This is a genomic window from Haloferax sp. Atlit-48N, from assembly GCF_003383015.2.
Lineage (GTDB): Archaea > Halobacteriota > Halobacteria > Halobacteriales > Haloferacaceae > Haloferax > Haloferax volcanii.
Window position 1 is genome coordinate 1,802,622 of the sequence record NZ_CP137689.1, and the last position, 20,431, is coordinate 1,823,052.

20 protein-coding genes are annotated in these 20,431 nt (G+C 66.7%); 11 read left to right on the top strand and 9 right to left on the bottom strand.

Annotated features, from left to right (window positions below; translation table 11 throughout):
- On the bottom strand, positions 1 to 1,461 hold the full coding sequence (locus DEQ67_RS09710; protein WP_115802814.1) for an RtcB family protein: 1,461 nt from the start codon (positions 1,459 to 1,461) through the stop codon (positions 1 to 3).
- Positions 1,462 to 1,569: 108 nt separating this feature from the next.
- Complete coding sequence (locus DEQ67_RS09715; RefSeq protein WP_004061413.1) at positions 1,570 to 1,980, bottom strand: archease; 411 nt, start codon at positions 1,978 to 1,980, stop codon at positions 1,570 to 1,572.
- A 177-nt stretch (positions 1,981 to 2,157) separates the two neighbouring features.
- Between DEQ67_RS09715 and DEQ67_RS09720 the strand changes: the two genes are divergently transcribed.
- From DEQ67_RS09720 to DEQ67_RS09730, 3 genes are all read left to right on the top strand, one after another.
- Complete coding sequence (locus DEQ67_RS09720; RefSeq protein ID WP_004061415.1) at positions 2,158 to 2,634, top strand: GNAT family N-acetyltransferase; 477 nt, start codon at positions 2,158 to 2,160, stop codon at positions 2,632 to 2,634.
- Between the two features lie 107 nt (positions 2,635 to 2,741).
- Positions 2,742 to 3,710 (top strand): sugar phosphate isomerase/epimerase family protein, encoded by a 969-nt coding sequence (locus tag DEQ67_RS09725; RefSeq protein ID WP_008608883.1) that lies wholly within the window; start codon positions 2,742 to 2,744, stop codon positions 3,708 to 3,710.
- Positions 3,711 to 3,883: 173 nt separating this feature from the next.
- Positions 3,884 to 5,002 carry a Gfo/Idh/MocA family protein gene (locus DEQ67_RS09730; RefSeq protein WP_115861757.1) on the top strand — a complete coding sequence of 373 codons (1,119 nt, stop codon included), beginning with the start codon at positions 3,884 to 3,886 and terminating at the stop codon, positions 5,000 to 5,002.
- A gap of 51 nt (positions 5,003 to 5,053) precedes the next feature.
- Here the strand turns inward: DEQ67_RS09730 and DEQ67_RS09735 are convergent, their stop codons facing one another.
- The 3 genes from DEQ67_RS09735 to DEQ67_RS09745 all read right to left on the bottom strand — a co-directional run bounded on the left by DEQ67_RS09735 (position 5,054) and on the right by DEQ67_RS09745 (position 6,888).
- Positions 5,054 to 5,902 carry a translation initiation factor eIF-2B gene (locus tag DEQ67_RS09735; RefSeq protein WP_004061420.1) on the bottom strand — a complete coding sequence of 283 codons (849 nt, stop codon included), beginning with the start codon at positions 5,900 to 5,902 and terminating at the stop codon, positions 5,054 to 5,056.
- Positions 5,903 to 6,015: 113 nt separating this feature from the next.
- Positions 6,016 to 6,252, bottom strand: coding sequence for a DUF5822 domain-containing protein (locus tag DEQ67_RS09740; RefSeq protein WP_006601514.1), 237 nt, complete (start codon positions 6,250 to 6,252; stop codon positions 6,016 to 6,018).
- 129 nt (positions 6,253 to 6,381) lie between these two features.
- Positions 6,382 to 6,888 (bottom strand): type IV pilin, encoded by a 507-nt coding sequence (locus DEQ67_RS09745; protein ID WP_115861759.1) that lies wholly within the window; start codon positions 6,886 to 6,888, stop codon positions 6,382 to 6,384.
- Between the two features lie 159 nt (positions 6,889 to 7,047).
- Here DEQ67_RS09745 and panB point away from each other — a divergent pair, with 159 nt between their 5' ends.
- Positions 7,048 to 7,857 (top strand): 3-methyl-2-oxobutanoate hydroxymethyltransferase, encoded by an 810-nt coding sequence (gene panB / locus DEQ67_RS09750; protein WP_115861761.1) that lies wholly within the window; start codon positions 7,048 to 7,050, stop codon positions 7,855 to 7,857.
- 43 nt (positions 7,858 to 7,900) lie between these two features.
- On the opposite strand, the gene DEQ67_RS09755 is transcribed toward panB, so the two are convergent.
- On the bottom strand, positions 7,901 to 8,683 hold the full coding sequence (locus DEQ67_RS09755; protein ID WP_115861763.1) for an alpha/beta fold hydrolase: 783 nt from the start codon (positions 8,681 to 8,683) through the stop codon (positions 7,901 to 7,903).
- A gap of 251 nt (positions 8,684 to 8,934) precedes the next feature.
- Here DEQ67_RS09755 and DEQ67_RS09760 point away from each other — a divergent pair, with 251 nt between their 5' ends.
- Positions 8,935 to 9,186, top strand: coding sequence for an Hsp20/alpha crystallin family protein (locus DEQ67_RS09760; RefSeq protein WP_004042888.1), 252 nt, complete (start codon positions 8,935 to 8,937; stop codon positions 9,184 to 9,186).
- Positions 9,187 to 11,451, top strand: a complete 2,265-nt coding sequence (locus DEQ67_RS09765) for a CDC48 family AAA ATPase (protein ID WP_115891498.1) — start codon at positions 9,187 to 9,189, stop codon at positions 11,449 to 11,451.
- A gap of 285 nt (positions 11,452 to 11,736) precedes the next feature.
- On the opposite strand, the gene bcp is transcribed toward DEQ67_RS09765, so the two are convergent.
- The 3 genes from bcp to priS are packed head-to-tail and all read right to left on the bottom strand — an operon-like array spanning position 11,737 to position 14,381.
- Complete coding sequence (gene bcp, locus DEQ67_RS09770; protein ID WP_115802821.1) at positions 11,737 to 12,195, bottom strand: thioredoxin-dependent thiol peroxidase; 459 nt, start codon at positions 12,193 to 12,195, stop codon at positions 11,737 to 11,739.
- A gap of 36 nt (positions 12,196 to 12,231) precedes the next feature.
- On the bottom strand, positions 12,232 to 13,227 hold the full coding sequence (locus DEQ67_RS09775) for a DNA replication protein (protein WP_115861765.1): 996 nt from the start codon (positions 13,225 to 13,227) through the stop codon (positions 12,232 to 12,234).
- Positions 13,224 to 14,381 (bottom strand): DNA primase small subunit PriS, encoded by a 1,158-nt coding sequence (priS, locus tag DEQ67_RS09780; protein WP_004061437.1) that lies wholly within the window; start codon positions 14,379 to 14,381, stop codon positions 13,224 to 13,226. Before priS ends, DEQ67_RS09775 begins: the two co-directional genes overlap by 4 nt.
- Before the next feature lie 125 nt (positions 14,382 to 14,506).
- Here priS and DEQ67_RS09785 point away from each other — a divergent pair, with 125 nt between their 5' ends.
- The 5 genes from DEQ67_RS09785 to DEQ67_RS09805 all read left to right on the top strand — a co-directional run bounded on the left by DEQ67_RS09785 (position 14,507) and on the right by DEQ67_RS09805 (position 20,414).
- Positions 14,507 to 15,484, top strand: coding sequence for an aldo/keto reductase (locus DEQ67_RS09785; RefSeq protein WP_115861878.1), 978 nt, complete (start codon positions 14,507 to 14,509; stop codon positions 15,482 to 15,484).
- Positions 15,485 to 15,638: 154 nt separating this feature from the next.
- Positions 15,639 to 17,189: a substrate-binding domain-containing protein gene (locus tag DEQ67_RS09790; RefSeq protein ID WP_115802824.1), complete on the top strand. Its 1,551-nt coding sequence runs from the start codon at positions 15,639 to 15,641 to the stop codon at positions 17,187 to 17,189.
- 126 nt (positions 17,190 to 17,315) lie between these two features.
- Positions 17,316 to 18,263: a carbohydrate ABC transporter permease gene (locus DEQ67_RS09795; protein WP_004061442.1), complete on the top strand. Its 948-nt coding sequence runs from the start codon at positions 17,316 to 17,318 to the stop codon at positions 18,261 to 18,263.
- A gap of 1 nt (position 18,264) precedes the next feature.
- Complete coding sequence (locus DEQ67_RS09800; protein WP_004061444.1) at positions 18,265 to 19,224, top strand: carbohydrate ABC transporter permease; 960 nt, start codon at positions 18,265 to 18,267, stop codon at positions 19,222 to 19,224.
- Positions 19,225 to 19,226: 2 nt separating this feature from the next.
- Positions 19,227 to 20,414, top strand: a complete 1,188-nt coding sequence (locus tag DEQ67_RS09805; protein ID WP_115861767.1) for an ABC transporter ATP-binding protein — start codon at positions 19,227 to 19,229, stop codon at positions 20,412 to 20,414.
- Positions 20,415 to 20,431: the final 17 nt, after the last annotated feature.

Genomic DNA, 20,431 nt, shown 5'->3' on the forward strand with positions numbered 1-20,431 from the left:
TCAGCCCTTGATGTTGCAGACGGGGAACGTCCGCGCGACCTTGTCGCCGATGCCCAACTCGTCGGAGACGCGGACGACCTCGTCGACGTCCTTGTAGACGCCCGGCGCTTCTTCTGCGACCGTCGCGCCCGACTGGGCTTTCACGTATATCTTCTCCTGCTCGCGGAGTTCGTCCTGCACCGTCTCGCCCCAGTACTCCTGTTTCGCCTTCGTTCGGCTCATGAGCCGGCCCGCGCCGTGGGCCGTCGAGCCGAAGGTGAGGTCGAGCGACTGGTCGCCGCCGCGGAGGACGTAGCTCCCCGCGCCCATGCTCCCGGGGATGATGACCGGCTGGCCCACGTCGGCGTAGGCGGGCGGGAGTTCGGGCCGGCCCGCGGGGAACGCCCGCGTCGCGCCCTTCCGGTGGACGTAGAGTTCGCGCTCCTCGCCGTCTACCATGTGGACCTCCTTCTTGGCGATGTTGTGCGCCACGTCGTACAACAGGCGCATCTCCATGTCACGCCAGTCGCGGTCGAACACGTCCGCGAACACCTCGCGCGTGCGGTGCATGATGAGCTGTCGGTTCACCCACGCGAAGTTGATGGCGGCGCACATCGCGCCGTAGTACTCCTCTGCGAGTTCGGAGCCGGCGGGCGCGGCCGCGAGCTCCTTGTCCGGCAGGTCGTCGAGCAGGTCGGCGTGTTCTTGCTCGATGCGCCGGAGGTAGTCGGTGCAGGTCTGGTGGCCGAGTCCGCGGGAGCCACAGTGGATGAGGACGACGATTTGGTCGGCTTCGAGGCCGAACGACTCGGCCACGTCGTCGCGGTAGACGTCCGTGACGCGCTGGACTTCGAGGAAGTGGTTTCCGGAGCCGAGACTGCCGATTTGGTTGCGGCCGCGGTCTTTCGCCTTCTGGGAGACGAACTCGGGACGGGCGTCGTCGCGGAAGCCTTCGTCCTCGCAGTGGGCGAGGTCGTCGTCCGTGGCGTAACCGGCGTCGACCGCCCAGCGCATCCCGCGGGCGAGGATGTCCTCGATGGTCTCGGCGTCGCCCTTGACGACGCCGCCGCCGCCGAGTCCCGAGGGGACGGCCTCGAACAGGGCGTCGACGAGTTCCTCCTCGTGGCCCTGGAGGTCCTCGTAGGTGAGGTTCGTCGTCATCATGCGGACGCCGCAGTTGATGTCGTAGCCGACCGCGCCGGGGGAGATACAGCCGTCCGCGGTGTCGGTCGCGCCGACGCCGCCGACGGGGAAGCCGTAGCCCTGGTGGCCGTCGGGCATGCAGATGGCGTGGTTGGTGATACCCGGCAGGTGCGTCGCGTTCCGCAGCTGTTCGAGCGTCTTGTCGTCGCCGATGTGGTCGAGCAGCGCCTCGGAGGCCAGCACCCGCGCGGGGGCGTTCATCTCGCCCTCCTGCGGAATCTCCCAGACGTGCTCGCGAACTCGTCGCAGTTCGATGTCGCCGAACTCGCGTGTTTCCATACGCGGACAATCGACGCGGCGACTCAATAGGATTCCGTCACGCCGCGAGCGCCCGCGACGAGCGGCGCGCGGCGCGACCGTCGGCGCGACGGAGACGAAGCCGACAGCTCACACGTCGAAGACGACGTACGCCTCCCAGCCGGCGTCGGTCGCTTCCAGTCGCATCTCGGAGTAGGTGACTGCTTTCACGTCGCGGGCGTCCACGTCGGAGAAGGGGACGCCCCGCGCGGACGCCTCGACGACCCACTCGTCGCCCTCCCGCCGGACGGTCGCCTCGTGGGCCGCGGGGAGGACGCCGCGCACGTCGCGCTCGTAGATGAGTTGGTCGAGGTAGTCGAACAACAGCGCCTCGCGGCCCTCCGCGCGGACGGAAACGGAAAATCGGTCGCCCGTCTCGGCGGGGTCGTCGCACATCGCGGCGGTGAGGCCGTCGGCGACGGCGGCGAAGACGGCACCGAGGCTCTCGCCGTCGGCCGCGACGGCCACGTCGGCGGTGTGGTCGCGGAGCGTGAATCCCATACCGAAGGGACGGACGCGGCCGACCCTCGTCCTTTCGGTCGGCGGCGAGCGCGCGCCTCGAACCCCGTCGTCCGCGGGCGATTCGTGTCGAACGACTATCCAATCTGGCGGCGGCGGCCTCAACTAGGCGTTCTGACGGACGGTGGAGTTATATTCTCGCTCCGGCTACGACGGGACGTGAGCGTCAACGTGGAGATGCGGGTCGACGCCCCCGGCCAGCGCGAGTACGCCGAGGCGGCCTGGGACCTGAAAGAGCGGATTCGGGTCGAGGAGGGCCTCCTCAAGCAGCGACGGGGCTTTTTCATGGACGCCTACCGGCGGTCGAACACGTATCTCCTCTACGAGAACGACGCGCTCGTCGCGTTCGCCTCCACGCGGCGCGACGGCTACATCCTCTTTCTGGCGGTCTCGCCCGACGCCCGCGGCGAGGGCTACGGCAAGCGCCTCGTCGCCGAGGTCGCGGACGAACATCCGGTCGTGACCTGCCACGCCCGGACGACGAACACGAACGCCCTCGATTTCTACGAGCGGATGGGCTTCGAGGTCCGCCGCCGCATCGAGAACTACTACGAGGACGGCGGGGCCGCGTTCTACCTCCGACTCGGCGAGGAAGCAGGCCTCAGAGAGAAGCTCTCGGAGTTCCTCCGCCGGTAACGACCGACACCGTCGCGTTCGACGCCGATTCGAGAGCGCCAGCGCCCTCCTCGCTCCCCTTGCGCGTATCCTTAATTTTTATTCACTTCCTAGTATATGTGGTTGATATGTACATCGGAGTGCTCACCGTCCCGCTCGGAGACGAACCCCTCGACGACGCGCTCGACTATCTGTCGGGCATCGGCGTCGACGGCGTCGAACTCGCCGTCGGCGGCTGGCCCGGCGAGGATCACGTCGACCGGAGCGCCGTCCTCGCGGACGACGACGCGCAGGCCGACCTCCTCGATTCGGTCGAGAGCCGGGACCTGCAAATCAGCGCGCTCGCGACGCACAACAACCCGCTGCATCCCGTCGAGGAGACGGCCGCCGAGGCCGACACCGAACTCCGCGAGGCAATCGAACTCGCGGACGCCCTCGACGCGAACACCGTCACCTGTTTCTCGGGACTCCCCGCCGGCGGCCCGAACGACGAGGTGCCGAACTGGATTACCGCGCCGTGGCCGACCGAGCACGCCGACGCCCACGACTACCAGTGGGAGGTCGCCGTCGACTACTGGTCCGACCTCGCCGCGTTCGCGGACGACCACGGCGTCGACATCGCCATCGAGATGCACCCGAACATGCTCGTCTACGAGCCGACGGGGATGCTGAAGCTCCGCGAGGCGACCAACGACCGCATCGGCGCGAACTTCGACCCCTCGCACCTCTACTGGCAGGACATCTCCATCACCGACGCGATTCGGTTCCTCGGCGAGGCGGACGCCATCCACCACTTCCACGCGAAGGACACGAAGGTGTACGAGTCCGAGTCCCGAATCAAGGGCGTCCTCGACACGACCTCCTACGCGGACACCGCCGACCGCTCGTGGCTGTTCCGCTCTATCGGCTACGGCCACGACGAGGGCCACTGGAAGGACGTTGTCTCGACGCTTCGGATGGTCGGCTACGAGGGCGCGCTCTCCATCGAACACGAGGACGCGCTCACGTCGTCCACGGAGGGACTCGAAAAGGCCGTCGACGTGCTCTCGCGCGCCGTCTTCGAGACGCAACCCGGCGACGCCTACTGGGCGGAGTAATTCATGACTGACAAACTTTCCGTCGGCGTCCTCGGCTACCGATTCAGGCCCACCTTTTTCCGGTTCGGGGCCGCTTCGCAACCCACTCACCGCAAAAATCTGGACCAAAAAACGCCGCGAGACTCGGCCTCCGGCCTCGCTCGCGGTACTGCATCGGTCACGGAGGTGGCACAATGACTGAACCACTCACCGTCGGCGTCCTCGGCTACCGCTTCATGGGGAAGGCGCACTCCAACGCGCTCGCCCGCCTGCCGATGTTCTTCCCCGACGCGCCCGACGTGGAGCGCTCCGTCATCGTCGGCCGCGACGAGGAGGCGCTTTCCGACGCGGCGGAGCGCTTCGGCTTCGAATCGACCGCGACCGACTGGCGCGACGTGGTCGACGACGTGGACGTGTTCTACAACCTCGGCCCGAACCACCTCCACGCCGAACCCTCCATCGCCGCGCTCGAAGCCGGTGCCAGCGTCTTCTGCGAGAAGCCGCTCGCGCCGACGCTCGACGAGGCCGAGGCGATGCGCGACGCCGCCCGCGCGGCCGACGGCGTCGCCGGCTGTGCGTTCAACTACCGCTTCGTGCCCGCCATCCGGTACGCCAAGCGACTCATCGAGAGCGGCGAACTCGGCGATATTCGACACGTTCGCGGGCGCTACTTGCAGGATTGGCTCGTCGACGCCGACGCGCCGTGGACGTGGCGCATGGACGAAGACGCCGCCGGCTCCGGCGCGCTCGGTGACCTCGGCGCGCACACCATCGACCTCGTTCGGTTCCTCGTCGGTGACCGCGCCGGCGACATCGACCGCATCTCGGGGCATCTCCAGACGTTCGTCGACGAGCGGCCCGTCCCCGGCGAGGACGAGTACCGGCCCGTCACCGTCGACGACGCCTACACCGCGCAGGCCGAGTTCGAAAACGGCGCGGTCGGGAGCTTCGAGGCCTCGCGCTTCGCAGACGGCCACAAGAACGACCACACCATCGAGATTCACGGCTCCGAGGGCAGCCTTCAGTTCTCGCTCGAACGCCTCAACGAACTGGAGGTGAAAACCGGCGACGCCCGCGGCTACGAGACGGTGCTCGTCACCGACGAGGACGACCCCTACCTCGACCACTGGTGGCCGCCGGGCCACGTCCTCGGCTGGGAACACACGTTCGTCCACGAGAACTACGAGTTCCTGTCGGCGGTCGCCGGCGGCGGCGACTTCTCGCCGTCGTTCGAGGACGGCTACGAGGTCCAGTCGATTCTCGACGCCATCGAGCGCTCCGACGCGGCCGGCGAGTGGGTCAGCCTCGGCTGACGGGTCGAACGGCGAGAAGTCGAATCGGGCCGCGGGCGACGCGCCGCCCGCTCAGAACTCGATGACGCCCTCGTCGGTGATGACCTCGTCGATGAGGTCGACCGGCGTGGCGTCGTAGGCGGGGTTCTCCAGTTCGATGCCCTCGACGGGTTCGAGCATGACCTCGCTGGGCGAGCGAATCTCGTTTTCGAAGCGGAAGCCGCCGTCGACGACTTTCGCGCCCGAACCGACGACCGTGACCGGCACGCCGACCTCGTTGGCGGCGGCGACGAGCGGGAACGTCCCGATGCGGTTGTAGAGCGTCTCCTCGACGATGCAGTCCATGCCGATGATGACGCGGTCGCACCTCGGGAGGAACATCCCGGACGCGCCGTCGACCATCAGGTGCGGCTCGACGTCGTCGATGGCGGCGAGTTCGCGCGCGAACTTCCGGCCGAGGAAGCGCGGGCGGGCCTCCGTCACGTAGGCGGTGAGCTCCGCGCCGTCGGCGACGGCGAGTTCGACGGCCTCCATGACCGTCGAGGAGTAGTCGTGGGTGAGGAACGTCTGGCCGTCTTCGATGGTCGCGGCCGCCTGTTGGGCCGCGTGGCGCTTGCCCGTCTCGACGGTCTCGACCACGCGGTCGATGGTCGACAGGGTGAGCTCCCGCGCCTCGTCGAGGTCGTCCGCCTCGCCTTGGACGCTGTGAAGCACGTCCTGGAGGGCGTTGTACAGCGACGCGTGCGACGGGTTCGCCCGCTTGAGCGCGCCGACGTTGCGTTCGAGGTCGCGTTCGAACTCCTCGACGGTCGCGTAGTCGCGCTCGGTCAGTTCCGCGAGCGCCCGCGTGGCCTTGACGGCGACGACCGAGGAGCTGTGCGTCTGCATCTCGCGAATCTCCTCGATGGTCTCGTCTATCATACGAGAACGTCGCCGTATCGTGTGAAAGAGTTTCCGGGAGCGAGCGCCGCGCGGTCGCCGTCGCCACCGTGGGCGCGCCCCCGCGTTTGCCCGCAGTCGCCCGCTGCTCGGCCTCAGTCTTCCGCGTCGATGTCGGTGTCCAACTCCGCTTCGGGGGGCGTCCCGCCGTCGCCCGCGTTGGTCCGCTTGGCGTAGACGAACAGGGCGACGGCGGTCAGGAACCAGATAACTGCGCCGACGCGAACCGCGAACTCGGCTCGCGCGCCCCACGTCTGGAGGCCGGCGTTAATCGAGAGGACCGCGACGATGGGCGAGCCGACGAGAATCGTCGTGACGAACGTCATCTGCATGACCCACCCGTAATCGACGCCGTCCGGATTCGAGCGCTCGACTGGTTGCACGGGTAGCAGTATCACGGCGACGGCTAATGCGTGCCGGTTCGCGCTCGCGGCGCGCGCCCGACTCGCGACCCCGGGCGCTCAGCAGGCGGCGTTCGTCGCGGTCGGCTCGGTCGGAATCTCGTAGTCGACGAGGACGCTCGACGACCCGCCTTCGTGTTCGATGACGACGCGGTAGCGCTGGCCCGCCTCGCAGATGGGCCGGAGCGCGCTGTCGGAGCCGGCACCGTCGATGTGGGCGTACTCGCCGGCGGGACCGACCTCCTCGTCGCCGGTCCACACGTCCTCCCACGCGATGCGGTTGTTGGCGTCGTCGACGACGAACACCTGACTGCCGTCTTCGATGCTCCCGAACTCGTGGGTGATGTTGATGTACGCGCCGTTCGCGCCGTTGTCGACGCCGTCGGGGTGGTAGTCCACGTCGAACGACACCTGCGGTTGCGGCTCGGAGAGCACGTCTTCGAACCCCATCACCATCATCCCGACCATCGCGGCGAGGAGGACGACGATGACGACGAGAAGCGAGACGCCGACGACCGGGGAGATGCCGCGGGACGAGCGGCGCTCGGAGGGTGTTAAAGCGGGCATGCGTCGTTCGGACAGGCGCGCCCTCCTAAGTAAAGTGTTACTTCAATCGCAGGTCGGGGCGACCGGCGCGGGACGGCGCGGACCGCCGCGACTCCCGGCGACTCGCGGTCGGCGGCGCGCAAGGGTGACGCTGATAACCCGGACGCGCGAACGGCACGCATGGTCACGGTACGGTCCATTCGGGCGAAGGCTGGTAGCGAGCCCATCACGATGCTCACGGCGTACGACGCGCCGACCGCGGGCGTCGTCGACGAAGCTGGCATCGACATCATCCTCGTCGGCGACAGCATGGGTAACACGGCGCTCGGCTACGACTCGACGCTCCCGGTGACCGTCGAGGACGTGGCGAGCCGAACCGCCGCGGTGGCGCGCGCGACCGACGACGCCCTCGTCGTCGCTGATATGCCCTTCCTCTCGGTCGGCGTGGACGAGGCGTCGAGCGTCGAACACTGCGGCCGGATGCTCAAGGAGGCCGACGCCGACGCGGTCAAACTGGAGTGCGGTCCCCACACCGTCGAGTTGACCGAACGCCTCGTCCGACTCGGCGTCCCCGTGATGGCCCACCTCGGGCTGACGCCCCAGCGCGTCAAGGAGGTCGGCTACGGCAGGCAGGGCACCGACCGCGACGACGCACAGGAGATTCTCGACCTCGCGAAGGCCCACGCCGAGGCGGGCGCGTTCTCGCTCGTCCTCGAACACGTCCCGGCGAACCTCGCGAAACAGGTCACAGAGGCCATCGACATCCCGACAATCGGCATCGGCGCGGGCCCCGACTGCGACGGGCAGGTGCTCGTCGTCGACGACGTGGTCGGCATGAGCGACCGCACCCCGCCCTTCGCGGCGCAGTTCGGCGACGTGAAATCGGAGATGGAGAAGGCGGTCGGCGCGTACCGGGACGCCGTCGAGGCCGGTGAGTTCCCGGCCGACGAACACAGCCACGTCGAAGACGACCTCGACGAACTGTACTGAGCGCGCGACCCCGAGACCCGCGCTCGCCCCCGGTTGCGACGACTTATGCGACGCGGCGGTCGAGGAACGTTTTCACGGCCTCGTTGAACGCCGCCGGCCGTTCGAGCATCGCGAGGTGCGCGGCGTCTTCGACGGTCCCGAGTTCGCCGTCGGGCATCGTCTCCGCGAGGTACTCGTGGTACGACGGCGGCGTCAGGCGGTCGTACTCGCCGACGAGCGCGAGCGTCGGCACCGAAATCTCGCTCACTTCGTCGCGCACGTCGAACGTGTGACACGACAGGAAGTCGCGGCGGGTGACCGCCTGTCCGGCGTCGTACATCGCTTCTTTGGAGCCCTCGACGAGGCGCTCGTCGTCGGCGTGGAACAGTTTGTCCTCGCCGTGGAGGAAGGAGACGGCGCGGTCGAAGTCGTTTTCGAGCCAGTCCAACAGGTCCGAGAGCACGGCGAGTTTCGCGCCCGTGCCCGCGAGGACGAGCGCGTCGAGGTCGAGGTCGCGTTCGAGCGCGAGCGTCAGCGCGACCGCGCCGCCGAGCGAGTTGCCGACGAGGACGCTCGCGTCGGTCTCCTCGGCCACGGCGACCACGTCGTCGACGTAGGCCGACAGCGTCTCGTAGCCGGCGTCGGCGTCTACGTCGTCGCTGTCGCCGTGGCCGCTCAGGTCCAGTGCGGCGACCGGGTAGTCGCTCGCGAGGCGGAACTGGCCGCGCCAGACGCCGTGTGCGCCGCCGCTGCCGTGGACGCAGAGGAGCGTCGGTCCCTCGCCCCCCGCGTCGCGGTGTCGATAGGCTGTCTCCCGTCCGTGGTGGTCCACCGAAGCCGTCTCCATACCTCGAAACTGGTCGCCGCGAGCCAATAAACCCCCACGCCGGCACCGAGTTTCGGCGGCGGAGCGAGTCGGTCGACCGGGCGGCCCGCTGCCGAGGCCACTAGTTTGACGTTACTCCGCCGCGAACTACTCGGTGAGGCGTGGCGACTGTGAACCGCAATTCAACCGAAATGCGGCATATCGGTGTCGTCACCCGATTCGTCGGAGAAAGGCTTATATATTCAAAACGCTAACCTTGGGTTAGACTTACCATGAGCATGCAACAGTTCGCCGGCGGGAACGAGCGGTTCATTCGCCGGTACGAATACGAAGACAGCTGGGTCATCGCGGCCGACGTGGGTCTCTCGGAAGACGAGGTCGACGTGGACATCGTCGGGTCGACCGCCATCGTCGTGGCCGACACCGGCGACCGCGTGACCGAGACTGAGTTCGAACTCCCCGCCGGCGGCGACGCCGACGTGGCGGTTCGAAACGGCGTGCTCACCATCACCCTCACCAAGTAAATGAAACTCATCGTCAAACCCCTCAAACAGAAGGACGCCGGCCGCGGGCTCGCCGCCATCGACCGAGCCGCGGCCGCGGAACTCGACCTCGAAGGCGGGGATTTCATCCGCATCGACGGTCCGAACGACGGGACCGCCATCGCCCGCGTCTGGCCCGGCTACCCCGAAGACCAGGGGACGGGAATCATCCGCATCGACGGCCGCCTCCGCCAGCAGGCCGGCGTCGGCATCGACGAGCGCGTGGACGTGGAGAAAGCGGACGTGAAGCCCGCACAGCGCGTCACCATCGCGCTCCCGCAGAACCTCCGCATCGGCGGCAACATCGGGACCTACATCCGCGACAAGCTCTCGGGCCAGCCGGTCGCACAGGGCCAGAGCGTCCAGCTCCCGCTCGGCTTCGGCTTCATGAGCGCGTCGAACCAGTCGGTCCCCATCAAAATCGCGTCGACGGACCCCGACGGGACCGTCGTCGTCACCGACAACACCGAGTTCCAGGTGAGCCAGAAGCCCGCCGAGCAGATTTCGGAGTCCGCGCCGGGCGACGACGGCGGCCCTTCCGTCACCTACGAGGACATCGGCGGCCTCGACAAGGAGCTCGAACAGGTCCGGGAGATGATAGAGCTCCCGATGCGCCACCCCGAACTGTTCAAGCGCCTCGGCATCGAGCCGCCGAAAGGCGTGCTCCTCCACGGCCCGCCGGGCACGGGGAAGACCCTCATCGCCAAGGCCGTCGCCAACGAAATCGACGCCTCGTTCCACACCATCTCCGGCCCGGAGATTATGTCGAAGTACTACGGGGAGTCCGAAGAGCAGCTCCGGGAAATCTTCGAGGAGGCGACGGAGAACTCGCCCGCCATCGTCTTCATCGACGAGATAGACTCCATCGCGCCCAAGCGCAGCGAGGCCGGCGGTGACGTGGAGCGCCGCGTCGTCGCCCAGCTGCTGTCGCTCATGGACGGCCTCGACGAGCGCGGCGAGGTTGTCGTCATCGGCGCGACGAACCGCGTGGACGCCATCGACAACGCGCTCCGCCGCGGCGGCCGCTTCGACCGCGAAATCGAAATCGGCGTCCCGGACCGCGACGGCCGCAAGGAAATCATGCAGGTCCACACGCGGAACATGCCGCTGACCGACGACGTGGACCTCGACGAATACGCCGACAGCACCCACGGCTTCGTCGGGGCCGACCTCGAATCGCTGGCCAAGGAGTCGGCGATGCACGCCCTGCGGCGCATCCGCCCGCAGCTCGACCTCGACGCCGAGGAGATAGACGCCGAGGTGCTCGAAGGCCTCAAAGTCACGGAAGACGACTTCAAGCAGGCGCTCAAGAGCATCGAACCCTCCGCGCTCCGCGAGGTGTTCGTCGAGGTGCCCGACGTGACGTGGGAGGACGTTGGCGGACTCGAACCAACCAAAGAGCGCCTCCGCGAGACCATCCAGTGGCCCCTCGAATATCCCGAGGTGTTCCAGCAGATGGACATGGACGCCGCCAAGGGCGTCCTGATGTACGGCCCGCCGGGCACGGGGAAGACCCTGCTGGCGAAGGCCGTCGCCAACGAGGCGGAGTCGAACTTCATCTCCATCAAGGGCCCCGAACTCCTGAACAAGTTCGTCGGCGAGTCCGAAAAGGGCGTCCGCGAGGTGTTCAAGAAGGCCCGCGAGAACGCCCCGACGGTGGTGTTCTTCGACGAAATCGACTCCATCGCGACCGAGCGCGGCCGCGACTCGTCGAGTTCGGGCGTCACCGAGCGCGTCGTCTCCCAACTGCTCACCGAACTCGACGGTCTCGAAGCGCTCGAAGACGTGGTCGTCATCGCGACGACCAACCGGCCGGACCTCATCGACTCGGCGCTCCTGCGCCCCGGTCGCCTCGACCGCCACGTCCACGTGCCCGTGCCCGACGAGGACGCTCGCCGCGCCATCCTCGACGTGCACACCCGCGAAAAGCCGCTCGCGGACGACGTGAACCTCGATAAAATCGCGTCGAAGACCGACGGCTACGTCGGTGCCGACCTCGAAGCGCTCGCCCGCGAGGCGTCGATGAACGCCTCCCGCGAGTTCATCCGGAGCGTCGAAAAAGAGGAAATCGGCGAGAGCGTCGGCAACGTCCGCGTGACGATGGACCACTTCGAGGACGCCCTCGACGAAATCGGCGCGAGCGTCACCGACGACGTGCGCCGCCGCTACGAGGAAATCGAAGAGCGCTTCCAGAAAAGCGAGGTCGAACGCGACCGCGAGACGGAAGTCGGTCGCACCTTCCAGTAAGCGCCTCGTAACGCCCGCTCAGACGTATTTTTCCGAACGCGTCCCAGCCACCGAGCGATGGCGACTGTTCGCCCACCATCCGCCCGACTCAGAGGCGCGACCGTCACGTTCATATCACTCCCAACTGCTACGTAGTGGTACGCGGTTCTCGGGATACGAAATAATCAACGAGTTCTGCGTTTATTTCACCGGAAATGCGGTGTGTCACCCGTCGTTTGTAAAGAATGTACTCGGTCGGTAGTTGTCAGTTCGACGCGAGGGGGCGCGGAGTGGCCGGCCGCCCGCTCAGCCGTCGAGGTCGGCGAGGATTTCGTCGGCGTGGCCGTCGGGCGAGACGCCCTCGTAGACCCGTTCGACGGTCCCGTCGGGGCCGACGAGGTAGGAGTTGCGGAACACGCCGTCGAACGTCTTGCCGAACATGTTCTTTTCGCCGTAGGAGTCGTACGCCGCGGAGACGCTGCCGTCTTCGTCCGACAGGAGCGTAAAGGGGAGGTCGTACTTCTCGGCGAACGAATCGAGGTCAGACACGGGGTCGTCGCTGATGCCGATGACCGTCGCGTCGCGGTTTTCGAACTCGTCCCACGAGTCGCGGAAGCCGCAGGCCTCGGTGGTACAGCCCGGCGTGTCGGCGCGCGGGTAGAAGTAAACCACGACGTGTTCGCCGCGGAAGTCGGACAGTGAAACGAGGTCGCCGTGCTGGTCGGGCAGTTCGAAGTCGGGGGCGTCGTCGCCGGGTTCGAGCATGGCCACCTGTTCAGGCGGCGGAAAGAAGGGTCTTTCTCAGTCGAGTCGCTCGGCCGCGCCGCGCTCGACCAGCGGGTCGGCGTTGGCCGCCGGGAGCGTCACCACGTCCTCGGTGGCGAGGTCGTACTCGCGCTCGTCGACGCCGAGGATGGTCCCCACGTCGGCGGTGATGCGCACCGTCTCGCGCTCGTCGGCGAGGCCGGAAAGCGGGTCGTCCGCGGACGGTTCCACCGTGTCGGTGTCGCCCGCCGGCGGGGCCGCGGTCTCCGGGTCGGGGTCGTCCGGCGGAATCGCGGGGTCGGAATCCGCAGAGCCGGAGTTCGCAGCGTCGGAGTCCGAAGGCCCGGACTCACCGGAGACCGCGGCGACCTCGGTGGCCGGTCGGTCGGCGTCCGGTTGGGGCGTCGATTGCGCGTTCGAGGCGTCGCCGCCGGTTCCGCCGCCCATCGCGTCCGCGAGCACGTCGCCCGCGGCCGAGTCGCCGGTGACGGCCTCGGGAGCGCTGGCGTCGGTTCCGGGGCCGGTCGGCGCGGTCTCCGGGTCGGGGTCGTCCGGGGGAATCGCGGGCCCGGAATCCCCGGGCGCGTCCGGCTCCGCGGTCGTCACGTCGGTCGCCGCAACGTCTCCCCGCGGCGAGTCGGCGGCCGACACGTCTTCGAGCGCGGACAGCACCGTCCCGCGGTTCTCCTCGATGCGGGCGACGAGGTCGTCGAACAGCCGCTTTTCCTCGCGGGTCAGCCCGTCCGTCTCGGAGGTCATCCCCGCGGCCGCGAAGCTCGCGGCCTTGACGACCTTGCCGACGCGGCGCTCGTAGATGGAGGTGACGACCTCCTCGGCCGTCTCGATTTCGTCCGTGAGCCGCCGAATCTCCGGCGAGTAGTGGGTGCCGAGCTGTTCGGCCTTCCGTTCGCGCGTCGCCTTCTGCTCGGCGATGAACTCCGCGACGTCCTCGTAAAACGACTCGCGGAGGTGCTGTAAGCTGTCTTTCTGTCGCTCCGTCCGAAGCACGCTCCTGAGGTCGTCCACGTTCATTCTGTCACCTTCTCGGCTCGACCGCGAGTCATGAGAAACACGCCGAGGCTCTCGTCTACCGACTGCACGCCGGAGTCGAGTGTAAAGCTATCGCCGTCGAACTCGACCGCGCCGGGGTCGGTCACGTTCACGCTGATGTCGCGGCCGCGGAAGCGGTCCGGGACCGCATCGGAGAGGGGGTCGAAGCCGTCGATTTCGTCGCGGTCGAGCGGTTCGACGACGAGCCCCGACCCGCCGTGGAGGCTCTTGGGGAGGCGAATCAGCCGCTTCGTGTCGGTCGTCACGGGTTCGTCTATCGGTGAGGTCTGGTCCTCGACGGTCTCGTGTGCGAGCGCCTCGACGAGCGTCCTGACGCCGGGGCCGCCGGCCTCGACGTTGCCCTCGCGGACGGCGTCGGGGTTGTTGCGGAACGCGCCGAGAATCGTCTTCGCGCGCCCGTCGCCGATGCCGTCGAGTTCCTTCAGCCGCGAGAGCGCGGCGTCTTCTTCCATCTCCAACAGCGCGTCCACGAAGTCGAGGAGTCTCCGGTGGGTCCGCCGCCCCCATCCGCCCTCGGTTCGGAGGACGCGCTGGGTCGTCGTCCCGTGCTGTCGCGTCTCGATGAGCGCGTCGAAGTCGAGGTCGATGGCGCGGATGTAGTCCACGATTTCGCGGCGGGCCTCGCTGTCGAGGCCGCGGACCGACTCGTCGCGCACGTGGACGTGGTAGCCGCGGCCGCCGGAGAACACCGCCTGCATCTCCTCGAAGTCGAAGTCGTCTTCGAGGAGGTCGAGGAGGTCCAACAGGGCCTCCTTCCCGGCGTCGAGCATGTCGGCGTACCCCGTCGTCTCGGGGTCGACGCCGGGGAGATGGTCCGCGTCGATGTCGAAGACGAGGTCCGCCTCGCGCCAGCCCTTGTCGTCCATCGACCCCGCTCCGGGGTCCGCAAACCGGGCCGACGAGAAGTAGACGTGTCGAGGGGCGCTGCGGGCGAGGTAGTCCGAGAGGTCCCCGAGGTCGAGCAGCGACTGGTGGCGGTGCATCCGCGTGCCGCCGGCCGACCACGGGATGACGCCCCACTCTCGCTCGCCCGGCGCGGGCGGGAGCGGAACGTCGGTGCTCCGGTAGTAGTCACCGAAGCGACCTTCGAGGTACTCGCGTGTGCGCCCGTCCATACACCTCGGGTTCCGGAGGCGAGGGTAAAGCGATTACGTCTCCGCGCCTCCGTGATCGTTTCTCTCACTACCGTATTGTGAGTATGCTTATCATTGTCGTTCGTGTATGAACCGGTGTGACCGACATGGAGTACACCTACCTCGGCGACACCGGACTCGAAGTCTCGCGGCTCTGTCTGGGCTGTATGAACTTCGGTTCCAGCGCGGAGTGGATGATGAACGACAGGCAGGCGAGCCTTGACCTCCTCGACAGCGCGCTCGACGCGGGTATCAACTTCCTCGACACGGCGAACGCCTACTCCCGCGGGGAGTCGGAGGAAATCGTCGGCGAGGCCATCGCCGAGCGCGACCGCGAGGAACTCGCCATCGCGACGAAAGTCTACTTTCCGATGGGCGACGGGCCGAACAAATCGGGGCTCTCGCGCAAGCACATCATCGACCAGGCGCACGCGAGCCTCGACCGCCTCGGCACCGACTACATCGACCTCTACCAGATTCACCGCTGGGACGACGGCGTCCCCATCGAGGAGACGCTGTCGGCGCTCGACCACCTCGTCGAGGAGGGGCTGGTCCGCTACGTCGGCGCGTCCACGATGTCGTCGTACCAGTTCACGAAGGCGCTGTACACCGCCGACGTGGAGAACCTCGAACGCTTCGCCTGCATGCAACCGGAGTACAACGCGGTCGACCGCCACGAGGAGGCGAACCTGCTTCCGGTGTGCGAGGGCGAAGGCGTCGGCGTCGTCCCGTGGTCGCCGCTCGCGGGCGGCTTCCTCACGGGCAAGTACGAGCGCGACGCCGAGGTGCCGGCGGGCACGCGCGCGAACTCGGACGAGTACACGTCGAACCGCTTTACCGACGAGAACTGGGCCGTCCTCGACGCGATTCGCGCCATCGCCGACGAAAAGGGGGCGACGCCCGCGCAGGTGTCGCTCGCGTGGCTGCTCCACAAGCCCGTCGTGGACGCGCCCATCATCGGCCCGCGGCGACTCGACCACCTCGAAGAGAACGTCGGCGCGCTCGACGTGGCCCTGAGCGACGACGATATCGAGCGAATCGAGGCGCCGAAATCGCCGAGGTGGCCCGCGCCGGGCAAGGACTAAGTTTTCAGCCTACAATCATAATATACGATTGTTACAATCATTGGATTGATTGAATTTCGGGGCGCAGATACTATTATCAAGTAGTTTACTACAACACCGGTAGTGGCCAGCACCAAAACTATAAATAATCACTAATTGTAGAATACAGACTGTAATGGTTGATGCTGACTCACGCAAGGGCAAGCGTACTGGCGTCTCTCGACGTAGTTTTGTGAAGGCGGCCGGCGCATCGGGCGTCGCCGTCGGGCTGGCAGGCTGCGTCAGTACGGGTGGCGGTGACGACAACGGCGGCGGGAACGGCGAGACCGACGCCGACACCGACACGCCGATTAACACCGAGGAGACCACAGAAGAGATCACGCTTCAGTGGGCCGCCGACACCCGCGTCGCGGAAGCGGAAGCGGAAGTCGTGCAGGCCCTTCGGGACGCCGGCCTCCCGGAGAACATCTCCATCGACATCCTCGCGGGGTCGCAGGTGACGGACAACCGGCAGGCGCAGTACCAGCAGTGGCTCTCCGGCGGTCGCTCGGAGCCGACGCTGCTCATGATGGACAGCGGGTGGACGATTCCGTTCATCGCCCGCAACCAACTGCAGAACCTCTCGCAGTCGCTCCCGTCGGAACTGACCTCGACCATCGAAGAGGAGTACTTCGAGGCCAGCGTCTCGACGGCGACGGGGCCGAACGGCGACCTCTACGGACAGCCGCTGTTCCCCGACTTCCCGACGATTCAGTACCGAAAGGACCTGCTTCGAAACGCCGGCTACACCGACGACGACTTCTCGACGTGGGCGACCGAGTCGATGTCGTGGGAGGAGTTCTCGCGAATCACGCGGGAGGCGCTCGACGCCAACGAGGACATCGAGAACGGCTTTACGTTCCAGGCGGACGTCTACGAGGGCCTGTCGTGCTGTGACTTCAACGAGTTCATGACCTCGTACGGCGGCGCGTACTTCGGCGGCCGCGAGAACCTGTTCGGCCCCATCGGCGACCGCCCCATCACGGTCGAAGAAGAGCCGGTCATCAACGCGATTCGGATGGTCCGGACGCTCATTCACGGCGAGGACGACGAGTACGCCCTCGACGGCATCACGGGCGGTATCTCGCCCGAGGCGGTCCTCCAGTGGACCGAAGACCCGTCCCGCCAGCCCTTCACGACGGGCAACGCGGTCATGCACCGCAACTGGCCGTACTCCATCGTCATCAACGGCGCGGAGCCCTCGGACGAAAACGACCAGACCGGCTTCGGCGAGGACCTCGGCGTCATGCCGATTCCGTACGGCGTCACCGCCGACGAGGCCCAGTACGAGGGCACCGGCGGCCCCGTCGCCGCCCTCGGCGGCTGGCACATGACGATGAACCCCAACTCTTCGGACGAACAGAAGCAGGCCGCGGTGCAGGTGCTTCGGACGATGCAGACCGAGCAGTTCCAGCTCGATATGTTCCGCATCATCGGCTGGATTCCGCCGCGCCCGTCGCTTCTCGACTCCGACCAGGCCGCCGAGGTGCCCATCATCGGCCGCTACCTCGACGCCCTGAAGGTCGCCGGCGAGAACGCGATTCCGCGCCCGGTCTCCGTCGTCTGGCCGCAGCAGTCCGGCCGCATCGCCCAGGAGGTCAACGCCACGTTCGCCCAGGAGAAATCCCCCGAACAGGCGATGTCCGACCTCGCATCACAGCTCGAACAGATCGAGCAGAACGCGTAGAGCAACGTCTTTACCGAGACGTAACAAACATACACGTTATCATTTGACATGGCTACCGAACAACAATCAGGGGAGACACTTTCCGACACCCGGAGAAGCGGCCCGTACGCCTCGGCCGTCAACTGGATGGAGTCGCTTTCCGAGACGCAGTTCGCGTACCTGCTTTTGACGCCCGCGCTCGTCCTCTTGGGGGTTATCGCCGTCTACCCGCTGGTCTCGACGTTCAGCATGTCGCTGTTCGCAGACCAGTTGACCGGGAGCGCGCGGCTCGGCGAGTTCGTCGGACTGCAGAACTACGTCGACCTGTTCTCCGGCGCGCGCAACTACGCGCTGCCGTCGCAGTTCCTCCCGACGTTCACCTCGGAGTTCCCCTTCGTCACGAACATCTACGCCAGCGCGCTCGCGGTGACGCTCATCTTCACCGTGTTCAGCGTGCTGTTCGAAACGCTCATCGGCTTCGGTCAGGCGCTCATCTTAGACCAGGACTTCCGCGGGCGGCGGTGGGTCCGCGTCGCCATCATCATCCCGTGGGCCGTGCCCATCGTCATCCAGGGGATGATTTGGTATCTGATGTTCCAGCCGAACATCGGCTTCCTCGTCGGCACGAGCGAGAACCCGGCGCTGTTGAACCAACTCGGGCTCATCGGCACGACGCCGCTTCGGAACACCGCCGACGCGCTGTTCCTCATCATCGTGGCCGACGTGTGGAAGACCTCGGCGTTCATGGCGCTTCTCATCCTCGCGGGGATGCAGAGCATCGACCGGTCGTTGTACGACGTGGCGAAGGTCGCCGGCGCGTCGCGCTGGCAGCAGTTCAAGCTCATCACCTTCCCGCTCATCCTGCCGACGGTGCTCGTGGCGATGCTGTTCCGCACCATCGACGCGATGCGCGTCTACGGCATCATCCAGACCATGGCCGGCTGTCAGACGGTCCCGTCTTTGTCGTGTCTCGTCGTCACGACGTTCAACACGCCGCTGTACGGGACCTCCGCGACCGTGGCGTTCGTCACCGCGGGCATCATCGCCGTCGTGGTCTCGGTGTACATCGTGAACTTCGCCAGCGAGGGAATCTGAGATGGCTAGTGAAACTCCGGGAGCCGGCATCGGCTCCGACGACCCCGAGACGAAGCGCGGGCCGCTCGGCCGCTGGGTCGACTCGGCCATCAAGAACCCCGACCGGGTCTACCGCGCGATGTTCTACGTCGCGATGCTGTTCTTCCTCGTCACGACGCTGTTCCCGTTCTACTGGCTGCTCGTGCTCGCGCTCACGCCGAACAACCTCATCGCCAATATGGGGCTCGTGCCCAACGGGTTCAACCCCGAGGTGTTCATCGCGATGTTCGAACGGGTGCCGTTCCACCTCTACATGTTCAACAGCTTCGTGCTGGGCATCACGACCACCGTGCTCGTGTTGCTCATCGCCAGCCTCGCGGGGTACGTCTTCGGCCGCCTCCGCTTCCCCGGGAAGGGCGTGCTGATGCTCGGCATCCTCGCCATCAGCTACTTCCCGCCGGCGGCGTTCCTCATCCCGCTTTTCGAGCTGTTCACCGGGAACACGGCGATTAGCATCGGGATGGTGACGATATCGACGCCGGACCTGTTCAACACGCCGGCACCGATGGTGTTCCCGTTCAGCGCGCTGTTCCTGCCGCTGTCGATATTCATCCTCACGACCTTCTACGGGCAGATTCCCGACGGGTTGGAGGACGCGGCGCGGGTGGAGGGAACGACCCGACTGGGCGCGCTGTTCCGCGTCATCGTGCCGCTTTCGGCACCCGGCGTGGCGACCGCGGGCGTCCTCACGTTCATCAGCGTCTACAACGAGTTCTTCTTCTCGTTCCTGATGAACAACGGCGAGGCCGACTCGTGGGCCCCCATCGTCGCGGGTATCCTGAAGTATCAGGGGCAGTTCGACACCCCGTACAACCTGATGGCCGCCGCCTCAATCGTGGGGGTCTTACCCGTGGCAATTCTTGTCATTATCGCACAGGAACGCATCGTGAGTGGACTGACCGCAGGAGCGCTGAAGGAGTAATCATGGGAGACGTAACACTCGAACACGTAAGCAAGCACTACGACGACGTAACGGCGGTCGACGACATGAACCTCGACATCGACGACGGAGAATTCATCTGTCTCGTCGGTCCGTCGGGGTGCGGCAAGTCGACGACCATGGAGATGATAGCGGGGCTGACCATCCCCTCGGAGGGGAAGGTGTTCATCGGCGACCGCGAGGTGACGAACCTCCCGCCGAAGGACCGCGGGGTGGCGATGGTGTTCCAGAACATCGCGCTGTTCCCCCACATGGACGTCTACGACAACATCTCCTTCGGGCTCCGCCTCCGCAACTACGACAAGGAGGAAATCGAGCGCCGCGTCGAGCGCGCCGCCGAAATCGTCCAGTTGCAGGGGATGCTCGAACGCATGCCCGACGAGATGTCCGGCGGCCAGCGCCAGCGCGTCGCCATCGCCCGCGCCATCGTCCGGAACCCCGGCGTCTTCCTGATGGACGAACCGCTCGCGAACCTCGACGCGAAGCTCCGGGTCCACATGCGGACCGAACTCCAGCGCCTCCACAAGGAGTTGGACACGACCATCATCTACGTCACCCACGACCAGGCGGAGGCGATGACGATGTCCGACCGCATCGCCGTCATCGACTCCGGCCAACTCCAACAAATCGACCCGCCGCTCGTCTGTTACAACGAGCCGGCGAACCTGTTCGTCGCGGGCTTCATCGGCTCGCCGTCGATGAACTTCCTCGACGGCGAGGTCACGACTGACGGCTTCTCGTCGACCAACATCGACGTGGAGTTCGACCCCGCGGACCTCGGCGTCGAACCGGGGACGGACGTCACGATGGGCATCCGCCCGGAAGACGTGTATCTCGTCGACGAGGAGTCGCTCGTATCGAACCCGAGCCACCGCATCGACGCCGTGACCGACGTGCTCGAACCGATGGGCGACGAGATATTCGTCTACCTGAAGCTCTCGGAGTCCGCCGAGACGGACCTCGAAGACACGAGCGGCGTCGCCAACGACCAACTGCTGATGAGCGTCGCCCCCGACACCGACATCGCGGAGGACGAAGACGTGACGGTCGTCCTCGACCGCTCGCGCGTCCACCTCTTCGACACGGCGACGGGCGAGGCCATCAGCCACGGCATCGAGACGCCCGTCCAGACGAGCGGCGCGCCCGGCACGGAAGCCGAAAGCGACGACTGACGCGGCCGTAACGCGGC